Genomic DNA, 13737 nt, shown 5'->3' with positions numbered 1-13737 from the left:
GTTTTTTTATGGTTGAGGGGACAATTGTCGTTTGATCATTGACGCTTTCGAACGGAGTGTTTTCAAGGATATCGTTTTGCTTGTTAAAGAAAACTGAATTGCCGCCATCAGTGCACCCGGTGTGGTACGGGTGGGAGCTGCTCTGAAAAAATGAAATTGATGTCAAGGGTGGCACGATTTTTCCGGGCTGGCATGCATAAACTTTGCAGGCAAGATGAGTTGGTGAAGGGCTTGACAAAATAGAACAAGTGTTCTATAATGTGCATAATTCAACCCTTTAACATACTGGAGGTACTCATGAATGTCAGCCAATCAGCAAAAATATCGTTATCCAATTTTTACTCGTTGTTGAAAACGCGCAAAGAAATGTTGTATATTATCTTTTTTACCCTAGCGTTGGTCGCCTTTGAGGCTTTTAATTACAGCACGACTGATTTTGCCCTCTCTGACTTGTTGGGTGTCCGTAGCTTCCTGGGATTTCGCTGGGCTACCTTGCTTTCAATTGCCTTTTGCGGGATTGATTTTGCCGGCATCGCACTTCTACTGGCGCCGCAGTCTGAGAAGGGTGAGAATCGCTCTGTCTGGTTTATGTTTGGCGCATGGTTTTTAGCGGCTACGATGAATGCCATCCTGACCTGGTGGGGAGTAGCGCTGGCTGTGGGATCTCACCCGGTGGCGAGTGCGGGCGTGGTGAATGAGAGCCTTGTCCTCCGAACTGTGCCGGTATTTATTGCCATGATGGTGTGGGTGATCCGTATCATGATCGTGGGCAGCTTTTCAAAGAAGGCGAATCGATTGACTGCGGAAGCGGGTCAGTCTGGCGGACCGACAATCTCGCGTCGAGAACTGCGCCAGGCGCAAAGTCGGGCAGCCCATCCAGCAGGGAATCAACGCTCTGTTCCTTCCGGGGTGAATAGCACTGCTTTTGCCCAGCCTTTAAACGCAAAACGTGGCTATCGCCCTGAACCGACCTATATCCCCATGCAAGATGAAGCGGTTTTCCATGCGTTGAAGTCCCCTGGCAGCGGGCAACGTCGGGCATAATCAAGAAACAATTGACAATTTAAAAAAGCCATAGTAATATAATCACGGTAAACGACCAAAAAGCTGGCGAAGTAGCTCAATGGTAGAGCAGTGGACTCATAAGCCATTGGTTGGCGGTTCAAATCCGCCCTTCGCCATGTTTTTTATTAAATTGTTGTCTGTGATGGGTAAACACGCCCTTTGAGAACCATCGTTTTCCAATTTCAAGCTAATACATTGAAACTGGACGAACAACGCCAAGATAAATCGATTGGGCAGAGCTGGGATAATTGGCATTTGCTTCTTCACCCGGCAATTGCCATCCGCATGTTTCAAGAATAAATACCTCCCCACGAAGAAGTTCTGGATTCAAAACACCGATTTCAATTGCATACTCGAGGGTGGATTCGATTGGCAAAGCCAGGTAAGCTTCTACAAACGCTGGTGGAATACGTGCAATGGCGGTTAATTCCAGATTTTGTAGTGCGAGATCCCCTTGTTTGATCACTACCTGTGATCCTGCGATAGATGCCATGTTGTCTTCAACCTGAAAAGGGGTAAATAATCCCCTGTTGATCCCAGTCCCTTCGATCATATTTCTAAAAGGTTCGCCTTCACCATCCATACCTGAATGTACACTGGCAAAAATCACCTGTGTTTGATTTTGAAGATGGAAAGCAAAAATGCAAGCCTGTCCATCACCGTAAATGCATTGACTTCCGGGCAAAAATAACACTTCTACCAGTTTTTCCGCATCGTTCCCATTCTTGGGCAGGAACGCCACTTTGATTGGCGAGCTATTTGGTGAAAAATCAAATGATGATAATGCCCCCTTATCCCATGTTTCCACTTGTTGGTCTTCACTAAAGGATTCGTTTTGAATAATCAATGGTAAAAAACGAGCATAATTTGGCTCGATTGGAACTTCAGCCGGGAATTCATTATTAATCGGATTGAAGGCAGAACTATTGGTTGCAGGTTTGCGTGAAGCCGAGTTCAGCAGGACCGGAACCAACGTCAGAACAGGTTTGATTAAAATTCCGCCAACCAGTAAACACAGGGCCAGAACCCAGACACCCCAGTAATTTAGTAAAAAAGATAGGCATTGTTTAGTTTTCATTTGAACTGCGGTTTCCCAATTCTCAAATGGCTATGTTTTCGAGTAATCCCGATCTGGTAACTGCGGAAGTTTATCTGTTAGGATTGCTTTTGCGGTTATTTTGCCGAATTCCAAAGTTAATCAACGCCATGGAGACTCCGAAACCAATAATAATCACTCCTAAAACCCCTTTTGTTAAATCCTTTGATTGAAAATTGCCTTCCCCACCCATTCGTTTACGTTCTGTCGGAGTAACTGAAGGCGTACGGGATATTGTGGGAGTTGATGTAACTGTGCTTGTCAGCGTTGGTGTTTCAGTCGCTGTTGGTGTTTCAGTTGGTGTTGGCGTTTCAGTCGGTGTTGGTGTTTCGGTTGGCGTTGATGTTTCAGTCGGCGTATTCGTTCGCGTTGGGGTGTTGGTAGCCGTAGGAGTTATTGAAGGTTGTGGTGTTGTGGTTGCCTGTAATTCATAGATCTTCACCGGTTGATATATTTCACCGCACCAGAAAATATCTTTGCTGATTCGTTCGCATATTTGCCCAACGGGTGGGGGAGGGAGATATTGATTTAAACAGAACGCCAATAGACTTTGTCCACCTGAAAAGTTAACCAGCCTGAAGCGATGCGCTGGTGGATGTCCTGGTATTTCACCAAAACCAAGGTCTTCCCAGACGATCCATCCGTAAATCGGCAGGTTTTTTTGACGAGCAGCACCCACTTTTGGAGTGAATAATCCTAAACTTAAAAAGAGGCTTATCGCCAACACAAGAATAATGACGCTAGAATAAACTGGATAATTTATGATGAATTTCTTGAGTTTTGCCATCATTAAATGCCATTTCAGTCTTGTTTTTGATGTCATGCAAGTTTTATACCAGTATGGTCCAAATGAACGAATCTAAAAATCTGCCATATCGCAATTCTTTTTGACAATAAGCTTTCAGTTCTCATTGTGGGGGTTAAGAACGCATTTGATTTAGTTGTTGCCTGAATGTAAGTGCAATTGTAAGAACAAATTAAAACACCCCTTTATTCTGTTCTCCTTGTGTGAGTGATTTATGTCAATTGTTTGTTAATCGAAAACGAATATCAAATACTGATTTAATCGAACCCTCCTTTAGAAACCACAGAATCTTATCCGAGTGTTATAATACGAGCATTGAGAAATTAAGCGAAACGAGGTAATTATGGGTGAATTTCTGACAATAAGAGAGATTGACCAGGCTGTCCATGCAATTCGGGCAAGAATCAAAATTCAGCCCGAGGTTGGCATGATACTGGGATCGGGACTGGGTCCGATGGCAGAAACGATTGAGGATGCTGTGATCATTCCAACAGATCAGATTCCAAACTGGCCGATTTCTACTGTGGTAGGTCATGAGGGTCGACTGGTTATCGGTCGGCTTGAGGGTGTAATGGTCCTCGTATTGCAGGGGCGGGCTCATTTTTATGAAGGATATGACATAGGTCGGGTGACCTTGCCGGTGCGTGTAATGCAGCGGTTGGGCTGTGATAAGTTGGTTGTTACTAATGCAGCAGGCGCGATTAATCCTGAATTTGTTCCTGGAGAATTGATGCTGATCACCGATCACCTTAATTTAATCGGTATGGGAGGCGTCAACCCGCTGAAGGGTCCTAACCTTGATGAATTCGGGCCTCGTTTCCCGGACATGAGCCAACCTTATGACCGAGAGTTTTTGGATATGGCCAGGGTCGCATGTGATGATGCCGACATGACTTATCGGGAAGGGGTATATGCCTCTCTTTCCGGCCCCTCTTTTGAGAGCCCGGCTGAGCTGCGTTTCCTGCGGGGAATCGGAGCAGATGCTGTGGGAATGTCCACAGTGCCTGAGGTTATTGTTGCTCGCCACGGCGGGATGCGAGTGTTGGGCGTATCAGGAATTAGTAATAAAGCCAATCTGGACGGAAGTACGATAACAACTCATGAAGAAGTACTGGAAGCAGGCCAGGTGTTGGTACCCAAGCTGACGACGTTAATTCGCGGGTTCCTGGCAAAACTGTAAGCCGGTCAATTATTATTAAAATTTTCTTCTAACGGGGATCTGTAGCATGGACATGGTTTTACAGAAAGTCCTCCGCGGTTTAGTCACGTATCGGGCCATCATTTATATCCTGTTGGGGGTTGGCATCCTGGTATACTTAAGGATGTTAATTATTGGCGTGATGGAATGGAAAAAATCTGTTTTTGGCCTTGAACGCCGAATTGCCCAGCGGCGGTTGGTATCTGCTTCAACCGGGCTGATTTTGTTATTCTTATTATTGGTTGGTGAGTTTTTGCTGGTAACCCTGATCGAACCCCGCATGCCGGCACAATCCAGCGAATCACAGGTGTCCGTGGATCCTCTGGTCGTCCCGACAACCACATTGCAACTCGATGAGAACCCTAACTCTCGAACGCTACCTGTAGTTGAAGGCAGCGATGCATCTGTTGAACAAGGTGAACTCGTATTTGAGTGTGTGGAAGATCAAGTTGAAATTACTGAACCAACTGATGGAGGCACGATCAGTGGCACGGTTGAAATTTTTGGTTCGGTTTATGTTGATAATTTTGGTTCGTATAAATATGAATTTTCGCCGGTCGGAAACATCAATTGGATTACAATAGCGGCCGGTAATCAATTGAAACTTCACGAAAGTATTGGGTTTTGGTATACCAGTGAATTGACACCCGGTCGTTATTTGTTACGCCTGGTACCGTTAGATAACACTGGTAAGGAGTTAATGCCGTGTATCATCACGGTTGAGGTTGTTGCCCCCAAGGAGTAAAGGAATTTATGCCTGAAATAGAAATTCGACAGGTAGTACCTGCTGATATTGAAGACCTCTCGTTATTTGAGCATGGCTACCACAGCTCATATGTCTGGCAGATGAACATGAATCTGGCACTTGAATCGATGGAAATTAAATTTATTCGAATTCGGTTGCCCCGCCAGGTTTTTGTGCCTTACCCTCGAAACCGTGATCAGATCTTTAATGACCTCAACAATGCTGAGGCAGTGTTAGCTGCAATTCTTGATCAGCGACCCGTTGGTTATATAAAGGTCATGGCTGAAGGATCAAATCATATTGCCAGAGTGTCAGATCTGGTTGTTTCAGCCGCCCTCCGGAGGCAGGGTATTGCCAGCGGATTATTGTTAACTGTGATGGACTTGATTTCTCGTCGAGGCTTTTCAGCCTTGATGCTGGAAATACAGTCAAAAAATGATCCAGCCATCAGCATGGCGGCGAAACTTGGATTCAAGTATTGTGGTTTCAGGGATCAATATTTCCCAAATAATGACCTGGCATTGTTTTTTAGCAGGTTTTCGCATTAAGCCAGAGATCAGGACATGATTTTCGGTATTAGCTGGACAAGCATTTTTCAGACGATCAGCCAGATTACAGCCGCTGGGGCTGCAATCACTGCGCTTTCTTTGCTCTTGTTCGCCCTGATTTACAATTTGCGGGAACAAGTTGTTAGGGCTTTTATTTTAATTTTGCTCTGTGTCGTTGTTTTTTACACAGCAGAGACCATCGCCAGTGTCAGTACCCAAGCAGTGATCATTGAAATCAGCCTGAAAATTAAATGGGTTGGAATAGTTTTTCTTCCCGCCTCCTATTTGTATTTTTCCAATGCATTATTAACTTTGACCGGTCGACCAAGCAGAGGACGCCGTTTGTGGTTGGTTCGCGCGGTATTTATTTTTTCTCTGGGTTTATGCCTTTTAATTCCTTTGAATATTCTTGTGGGACCGCTGGATATAACTGGCCAGCCAACCCCACATTTAGAAAGGACTCTGTATACCGGGTTTTTCGCTTTATATTATGTTGGTGTTATGGTCATTGCTGGCTCCATTCTTTACCGAGCATTTCAACGTACGGTGACCAAAACCAGTCGGCGCAGGATGATCTACCTTTTATTAGGTGCTACAGTAGCAGCAGTGGGGATTTTTCCTTATTCACTGTTTGGGTCCGGGTTGTTCTCCCAATTCCCGATCTTGTTCTGGATTATTGTCAGCATAGCAAACTTGCTGGTGGGAGGTTTCCTGGTGATCATTTCTTATTCGGTTGCTTTCTTTGGAGTCAGCTGGCCTGATCGCTTGGTGAAAGGACGCCTGTTTAAATGGTTTCTGCGCGGGCCTTTAACAGCTTCGATCGTACTTGCTTCCACGACAATTATTCGGCGTTTTGGAATGCTGTGGGATGACCCGTATAATCCCTTTGTCCCCATTTTTATGGTGGGTTTGATCTTGATAATGGAATACTCCATCACCTTGTTGGCCCCTTTTTGGGAGCGGTTGCTTTTTTATGGTAGCGACCGCAGAGAAATTATGCAGATTCAATCCCTTGAAGACCATATGTTGACCCGCTCCGATTTAAAGCAATTTTTAGAAATTGTCACAGCCACAATCTGTGATCTTTTACAGGTAAAGAGCGCGTTTATCTCCATGATGGACGGAGGCGGCTTGATGATGTTAACTGTGGCAGGTGACCAATCAGCCTTTAACGAAATTGAATCGTCTGATGAAGTATTAGCATTGACATTGGAAAATGGAACCGAAACTAATAAAGGTTTTCTTAGGTGGAGCGGGCATTTATTGATTCCTCTGGTGTACGATGATCAGCAAAACGGGAAATTGCTTCTTGGTTTATGCGGATTCCCCTGGGAAAATGACCGCGAAATGGATGCTGAGCATATACAATCAATCAATTTGTTGACCACTCGGATTAGCATTGCATTACGGGATTGGAAATTACAACAACAGGTAATTGATTCTTTAGAAAGCCTGCATCCACAAGTTGCATTAATCCAGCAATTACGAGCGGCATCAAGTTACAACAAAACCAGCGTATTACTGGATGAAGTGCAATTACCTGAGGAAGATTTCATTGAATGGGTTAAAGGTGCTCTTACCCATTATTGGGGCGGACCAAAACTAACGGAGAGTCCTTTGCTGAGTCTGCAGATCGTGCAATCAGCGATCGATGATTATGACGGTAGTCCAATTAATGCTTTGCGAGGAATCCTTAAAACGGCTATTGATAATATCAAGCCTGAGGGTGAAAGACGGTTCACTGCAGAATGGATTTTATATAATATTCTCGAATTAAAATTCCTCGAGGGCAGGAAGGTTCGTGAGGTTGCGAACCGATTGGCAATGTCTGAGGCTGATCTTTATCGTAAACAACGTATTGCACTGGAAGCAGTCTCGAAGACGATTGTCAGTATGGAATTATCGGAGCGTGAGAAGGAGCAAACATGAAAGCAAAACCCGGGGTGGGGCGAAAGCAAAAGGACCGCATCCCCAAAGATCGCGAACATCATCGCGAGACACGCAATTTAACTGCTCCTGACAAATTAGATGATTGTTGGTGGATTTCAATTGGTGCGGATCAACCCCTGCTCGTGGCTGGATGGGAAGCGAGCAACACGGGTGATGAGAAAAATAATCAACACCAAAATCCGGGACGACTTGCATCTGCAATCAATTGGCATAAGGTCGAATGTTTATTAAACAATGATGAAATAATCACATTGGAAGTGGTTGGTTATAATCGTGGGGGGATCCTGGTAAAAGGCAATTCTCTTCATGGTTTCGTTCCGGCATCGCACCTGGTTGATCATCCCGTGGGGACCAACAAGGGGATACGGGAAGAAATCTTCCGCCGATATTTAGGCCGAGAGATTCAAGTGAAAGTTATTGAATGCGAACCTGAAAAGGATCGCGTTGTTTTTTCAGAACGAGCCGCCCTGGCAGGCGCAGGAAAACGAAAATCTCTTCTCGCCAGTCTGGCAAAAGGGGATATCATCAGCGGATTTGTGACCAATATCACTGACTTTGGCGTGTTTGTTGACCTGGGTGGAGTTGAAGGATTGATCCATGTTTCTGAGTTGTCATGGGGACGCGTGCAACATCCCTCAGAGGTCGTGAAATTAGGTCAAGAAATAGAGACCGTGATCGTTGAAGTCTTAGAAGAACAGGCCCGGATTGCCCTGAGCCTTAAACGGCTGAAGAGCAATCCCTGGGATAATTTATCCAGTCAACTCTGTCCGGGTGATGTTCTTGATGCCGTTGTCACCAGGATTGTCAAATATGGTGTATTTGCCTGTTTAGATATTGGTTTAGAAGGATTAATCCATATTTCAACCATCGTCTTTCCTGCAGATTGTGTCCATATTAGTGATTTTCTAAAAGTTGGGCAGAGGGTAAAAGTCAATGTGATCAGCATTGATGCGCCCAAAAGACGATTGGGCTTAACACTGGAAGGTTAGATATCGAAAAATGGCGAAGCGCATCTCAACCCCCGTACAGAAAAAACAAGGTAAAGTCCAGCAGGATTCATTGTTCCAGCAGTTTGAAAAAGCCGGCAATTCAGAAGTAGAACGCAACAAGCAAATCCTGCAGTATGGGTGGGATTTGATTGGGATACTGCTTTTTGCCGCAGCGTTTATTCTGCTGCTTGGATTCTTCCAGGTGACATCAGGCGAGCTGGTCACCCCATTAGTGGATTTTCTCACGCGCTGGTTTGGCTTAGGTCGCTTCCTGATTGTGGTTGCAATGGTTGCTGTTGGGTTACAGGTCGTTCGATGGCGCAAATATCCTTTACACAAGCTCTCACTGGGGCGGATTTTAGCTTTTGAAGGAATCGGTTTTCTGTTCCTGGCTGTACTTTCCATCGCAACCAGCGGTGTTGTTACTCAGGTTGAGGCAGGGCGCGACCCCGGCGGTATTGTTGGTTGGGGAATTGCAGAGGTTTTTCGCTCAACAATCGGTCCGACAGCAGGCTTTTTGCTCCTGGTGGGATTATTGCTCCTATGTGTGGCAGTTGCATTTAATGTGTTTCCGAAACTTGAAAAGGTCGTCCAGACGCAAGTGCGCGATCTATCGATGGTTGAGGAGACCTTTGATAGGCAGAAAGAACCTGTACAGCCTTCTGCCGCAGAGAGCACAAAAATCAGGCAACCGGAAGAAGAAACACGGCCAGAGGCGAGGACTACCTGGCTACCCCCAGAATTTCGAAAATCGTTTACCACTCCTGATGTCGCAGACGAAACGTCCGATTCTATTTTAGAGCGTTCACCGGAACTGCCGCCACTCGATTTATTAAATAAGGGTGAGTCTTTCAAACCCGATAAGCGATCGATTAATATGACTGCGGGGCTGATTGAGAAAACACTCGCTGAATTTGGGATTCCAGCGAAGGTGGTTGGATTTCGATCCGGTCCCACTGTGACGCAATTTGCCGTCGAGCCAGGATACATTGATAAAGCTGACGATGATCGGCAAAAGATTCGGGTATCCCAAATTTCATCCCTGCAAAGAGATCTCGCGCTTGCGCTTTCTGCTGAACGGCTCAGAATCGAAGCGCCTGTTCCCGGGAAATCCTACGTCGGTATCGAAATCCCAAACCCTACCAGCTTTGATGTACAGTTAAGACCATTACTTGAAACGGATTCTTTTTCGAGGATTAATTCCCAGTTAGCGCTGGCATTGGGAAGGGATGTGTCTGGTCGAGCTGTAATTTCCGATCTGGCAACGATGCCGCATTTATTGATTGCTGGAACGACTGGATCCGGGAAAAGCGTGTGTATCACTGCGCTGACAGCTTGTTTGGTGATGAATAACACACCTGACGAGATTAAGCTGGCTATGATTGACCCAAAACGTGTGGAATTGATGCGCTTTAATGGTCTGCCACACTTAATGGGTCAGGTTGAGACTGAAATCGAGCGAATTTTAGCGATTTTACGGTGGGCAACGGCTGAAATGGATTTTCGCTATGAATTACTGGAACGAGCCCGTTCGAGGAATATTGACGCGTACAATCGAAAATTAGAAATCCAAAACAAGCCAAAAATGCCTAAAATCGTGCTCATCATTGATGAGCTTGCGGATTTGATGATGGCAGCTCCTGACCAAACAGAATTTGCAATTATTCGCCTGGCGCAAAAAGCGCGTGCTGTAGGCATTCACCTGATCCTTGCCACTCAGCGTCCAAGCACAGATGTGGTAACCGGTTTGATTAAAGCCAATTTTCCGACCAGGATTGCTTTTGCTGTTGCCACATCTGTGGATTCGCGCGTCATTTTGGATACAGGTGGTGCAGAAACCTTGCTAAGCAAGGGAGATATGCTGTTCATGCATCCTGAATTTGGTCTTCCACAACGAGCCCAAGGTGTAATCGTCACTGACAAGGAGCTGAACCGGATTATCCGCTGGTGGCAAAAGAACCGAAAGGATCAATCTACGTCACTAAATGAGCGTTATGATGATTCAAAGTCACCACCCTGGGAAGACCAGGTTGGAAACGATGCGACCTCGAGCAGCGACGATGCACTGGTGGATGAAGCCATTAAATTGATCAAAGCACAAGGCCACGTGAGCGCCTCATTTTTACAGCGACAATTACGAATTGGATATCCAAGGGCTGCACGATTGGTCGATCAGTTAGAGGAAATGGGCATTATCGGGCCTTCACAGGGAGGCGGACGAGAACGAGAGATTTTGATTGATTTTGAAGATGGGGAAAATGAATGATGCTCTCTGTTTTGCTTACAGTGTGATAAACTTACAGCCATGAATCAATCGAAAAACGCCGAAAAAAAAACCTTTACCGATCATTTGCGAATAATTTTTAAAGGGGTTCTGGACGGGATAGGTATATTCTTGAATCGATTGGGGATTCGCCCTAATGTCATCACCCTGGCGGGATTATTGGGCAATGTTGCGGGTGGTGTGTTAATTGCTTCAGGTCAATTAATGTGGGGCGGTTTGGTTGCTATGATAATGGCCCCTCTTGACGCTCTTGATGGAACCATGGCGCGTTTGCGAAACGAGAGCAGTCGCTACGGTGCTTTTGTTGATTCAGTCACTGACCGCTATTCTGAGTTTGCTTTATATGCAGGCTTGTTGGTGTATTTTATTCAAACCGGCACCTGGAAAGATGCAATGCTGGTATTGTTTGCCGCTATGGGATCGATTTTGGTCTCTTATATCCGCGCAAAAGCTGAATCCTTGAATTATTCAGCGAAGATTGGATTATTCACCCGTGTGGAAAGATACCTGGTATTAATCCCCGGGGTAATTTTTGGTATTCCTCGAATATCTCTGTGGATTTTGGCAATCCTTAGCAATGTGACAGCATTGCATCGAATTTTGCACGTGAGAAAACAGGCGAAAGCCAACGGAGAGGTTCGAAATATTAGAGAGGAAAAGAAAAATGGCTGAAGGTATTCGAATTGGCCCATTAACACTTAATTATTACGGGATGATCATCATGGCAGGAGTCATCGCTGCCGCGGCATTAAGCCATTATGAAGCAAAACGCAGGAAGTTGAACGCTGATATCGTTTGGGATTGTTTACCCTGGGTCGTTCTTGGGGGAGTGATTGGCGCCCGTATCTGGCATATCCTGACTCCGCCCGCCTCGATGGTCGAACAAGGCGTTACTACCTGGTATTACCTCACGCATCCATTGGATGCCATCGCAATCTGGCGGGGCGGATTAGGGATACCCGGTGCGGTTGCTGGCGGTGCACTGGCACTTTATCTCTATACCAGGAAGCGTGAAATCAGTTTCCTGTTATGGGTCGATATTATCGCCCCCGGTTTAGCGCTGGCGCAAGCAATTGGCCGCTGGGGTAATTTCATAAACCAGGAAGTTTATGGTCGCCCGTCAAACCTTCCCTGGGCAATTACGATTGACCCGCGGTACAGGTTGCCTGAATACAGAGATGTTGCCACTTATCATCCATTATTTTTATATGAATCTATTTTCAATTTGTTGAATATGGGCTTCTTGCTGTGGCTCACCCGAAAAATGGCGCATAAACTTAAACAAGGTGACATTTTCTTATCCTATTTGGTGACCTACCCGATGTTCAGGTTTTTCTTGGAATTTCTCAGGTTGGATGCCAGCCTTGTGGGGGGCGTGAACGCAAACCAAACTTTAATGCTGATCATTGCATTGGCAGCTGCAGGGTTGATTGTTTGGCGACACCGCGAGACAATTTTCCCCCGACAGGCTAATGAAAAGCCAGAGCACGAAGATATCGAAAATCTAGAAGACGCGATTGAAAAAAACGAAGAATAGTTTTTCTTGGCAACAATAAGGTTAGACAATTAATAAAATGGCGACGATCACTTTCCTGGGAACGGCCAATGCGGTGCCGAACAAAGACCGTGAAAGCACGCATTTCTTGGTTGAATCAGGTGAGCATCGAATCCTTGTTGATTGTGCTGGTAATCCAATCAGACGGTTTGACCAGGCTGGACTTGACCCGTGTTCACTCACAGATATTATTCTGACACATTTTCACCCTGATCATGTGGCTGGATTGCCTATTTTGTTATTAGATTTGTTAATCTTCGGGCGCAAGGACCCGTTAAATATCTATGGCTTAGGTAAGGTCATTGATCAGGCAGTGGGAATGCTGGAATTGTTCGAATGGCAGGATTGGGGTGATTTTTTCCCGGTTCAATTTCATCGCATCCCCGATCAAGTGTTATGGAATGTGTTGAACACTGAATCCGTGCGAATTTGGACATCTCCGGTGCACCATCTGATCCCCACCATTGGGATAAGGATGCAATTCCCAGGCGGCTCTATGTGTTACTCATCGGACACACAGCCTTGTGATAATATGATTGAATTGGCAAGGGGGGTGGATGTCCTGATCCATGAAGCGACAGGTGAAAAAATGGGTCACTCTTCTCCCGAGCAGGCTGGTGAAATTGCTCAAAGGGCAGGTGCAGGCCAATTATTATTAATTCATTATCCCTCAAGGGTTGATACTGAAGAATGGGTGAATAGAGCCAGGAGTCGTTACTCTGGGTAGGTTCAAGCAGCCAAGGATTGGATGACGATTAACATCTGATTGATTTTATAAACAATGGCGAAAACCAATTACCAGCCTGAGAGGAAGTTTTCCCATTCATTATGATGATTCAAGTGCTTTCCAAACAGGTATGTAGCTGTATTGGGAGGACATTTTGGTGGTTTTATTGGAACCATTCCAGATTGTTCCGGAGTTAAACCACCTTTGAGGTGGTTGCAGCGTGGACATGCGGAAACGACATTTTCCCACTGGGTTTTGCCCCCTAAATGGCGAGGAATGATATGGTCAATGGTCAAATCGGTGGTCTGGCGACCACAATACTGGCAGGTGAAGCGGTCTCTGCGGAAAATTTCTTTTCGGGTCAACTTAACCACCGGTCTAGGACGTTTAACCATGTGATTGAGGCGAATTACGGATGGCATTAAAAAGATTTGTGAAACCGTTCGGATCACTCCCCTGCCGTTTAATATCAGGGTTGCTTTATCCGACAGCACCAGGTTGATGGCGCGGTACATCGATGTGACATTGATGGGTTGGAAGTTAGCATTCAGGACAAGCACGGGGTCTTTCATAACATCACCAACATAATTATAACAGCAATGCAATTCGATAGATATTTCCCTACACGGGGAGTTAAACACTGGGCATTGGTTTCCAGCAACAATCAGCATAAACTACGACCTTAAGTCAATCCCTGTTGGTCTGCAATATCGGTTAAAATCGTATTGATAGAAAGGACGGCTATGAAAATCAGTCAGATTATGATTGAGATAGT

The 13737-nt window shown here is 45.5% G+C and carries 13 protein-coding genes and 1 tRNA gene; 11 read left to right on the top strand and 3 right to left on the bottom strand.

Going from position 1 to position 13737, the window contains the following annotated elements:
• Positions 1 to 297 precede the first annotated feature (297 nt).
• Complete coding sequence (locus CFX1CAM_RS07515; RefSeq protein ID WP_087862430.1) at positions 298 to 1044, top strand: hypothetical protein; 747 nt, start codon at positions 298 to 300, stop codon at positions 1042 to 1044.
• Between the two features lie 65 nt (positions 1045 to 1109).
• Positions 1110 to 1181: transfer RNA gene (locus CFX1CAM_RS07510), tRNA-Met, on the top strand.
• Between the two features lie 71 nt (positions 1182 to 1252).
• Here the strand turns inward: CFX1CAM_RS07510 and CFX1CAM_RS07505 are convergent.
• Both CFX1CAM_RS07505 and CFX1CAM_RS11505 read right to left on the bottom strand, forming a co-directional pair.
• The gene (locus CFX1CAM_RS07505) at positions 1253 to 2143 is read right to left on the bottom strand and encodes a hypothetical protein (protein WP_087862429.1); all 891 of its coding nucleotides are present in this window, start codon (positions 2141 to 2143) and stop codon (positions 1253 to 1255) included.
• A gap of 70 nt (positions 2144 to 2213) precedes the next feature.
• The gene (locus CFX1CAM_RS11505; protein ID WP_162287632.1) at positions 2214 to 2984 is read right to left on the bottom strand and encodes a hypothetical protein; all 771 of its coding nucleotides are present in this window, start codon (positions 2982 to 2984) and stop codon (positions 2214 to 2216) included.
• Between the two features lie 325 nt (positions 2985 to 3309).
• On the opposite strand from CFX1CAM_RS11505, the gene CFX1CAM_RS07495 reads away from it, so the two are divergent.
• The 9 genes from CFX1CAM_RS07495 to CFX1CAM_RS07455 are packed head-to-tail and all read left to right on the top strand — an operon-like array spanning position 3310 to position 12962.
• A complete protein-coding gene (locus CFX1CAM_RS07495; protein ID WP_087862428.1) occupies positions 3310 to 4146 on the top strand; it encodes a purine-nucleoside phosphorylase in 837 nt (278 codons plus the stop codon).
• A 46-nt stretch (positions 4147 to 4192) separates the two neighbouring features.
• On the top strand, positions 4193 to 4909 hold the full coding sequence (locus CFX1CAM_RS07490) for a hypothetical protein (protein WP_087862427.1): 717 nt from the start codon (positions 4193 to 4195) through the stop codon (positions 4907 to 4909).
• A gap of 8 nt (positions 4910 to 4917) precedes the next feature.
• Positions 4918 to 5457, top strand: coding sequence for a GNAT family N-acetyltransferase (locus tag CFX1CAM_RS07485; protein ID WP_087862426.1), 540 nt, complete (start codon positions 4918 to 4920; stop codon positions 5455 to 5457).
• Positions 5458 to 5472: 15 nt separating this feature from the next.
• Positions 5473 to 7386 (top strand): hypothetical protein, encoded by a 1914-nt coding sequence (locus tag CFX1CAM_RS07480; protein WP_087862425.1) that lies wholly within the window; start codon positions 5473 to 5475, stop codon positions 7384 to 7386.
• On the top strand, positions 7383 to 8396 hold the full coding sequence (locus CFX1CAM_RS07475; RefSeq protein WP_087862424.1) for a 30S ribosomal protein S1: 1014 nt from the start codon (positions 7383 to 7385) through the stop codon (positions 8394 to 8396). The genes CFX1CAM_RS07480 and CFX1CAM_RS07475 overlap by 4 nt, the downstream gene beginning before the upstream one ends.
• Before the next feature lie 10 nt (positions 8397 to 8406).
• The gene (locus CFX1CAM_RS07470) at positions 8407 to 10662 is read left to right on the top strand and encodes an FtsK/SpoIIIE family DNA translocase (protein ID WP_087862423.1); all 2256 of its coding nucleotides are present in this window, start codon (positions 8407 to 8409) and stop codon (positions 10660 to 10662) included.
• A 39-nt stretch (positions 10663 to 10701) separates the two neighbouring features.
• Complete coding sequence (locus tag CFX1CAM_RS07465; RefSeq protein WP_087862422.1) at positions 10702 to 11352, top strand: CDP-alcohol phosphatidyltransferase family protein; 651 nt, start codon at positions 10702 to 10704, stop codon at positions 11350 to 11352.
• A complete protein-coding gene (lgt, locus tag CFX1CAM_RS07460; protein WP_087862421.1) occupies positions 11345 to 12217 on the top strand; it encodes a prolipoprotein diacylglyceryl transferase in 873 nt (290 codons plus the stop codon). Before CFX1CAM_RS07465 ends, lgt begins: the two co-directional genes overlap by 8 nt.
• Positions 12218 to 12254: 37 nt before the next feature.
• Positions 12255 to 12962 (top strand): MBL fold metallo-hydrolase, encoded by a 708-nt coding sequence (locus CFX1CAM_RS07455; RefSeq protein ID WP_087862420.1) that lies wholly within the window; start codon positions 12255 to 12257, stop codon positions 12960 to 12962.
• A gap of 68 nt (positions 12963 to 13030) precedes the next feature.
• Here CFX1CAM_RS07455 and CFX1CAM_RS07450 read toward each other — a convergent pair whose 3' ends face one another.
• Positions 13031 to 13534, bottom strand: coding sequence for an HNH endonuclease (locus CFX1CAM_RS07450; protein WP_087862419.1), 504 nt, complete (start codon positions 13532 to 13534; stop codon positions 13031 to 13033).
• Between the last annotated feature and the right edge of the window lie 203 nt (positions 13535 to 13737).

The organism is Brevefilum fermentans, assembly GCF_900184705.1.
GTDB classification, from domain to species: Bacteria; Chloroflexota; Anaerolineae; order Anaerolineales; family Anaerolineaceae; genus Brevifilum; species Brevifilum fermentans.
This window is presented reverse-complemented; position numbering and strand designations above follow the sequence as displayed.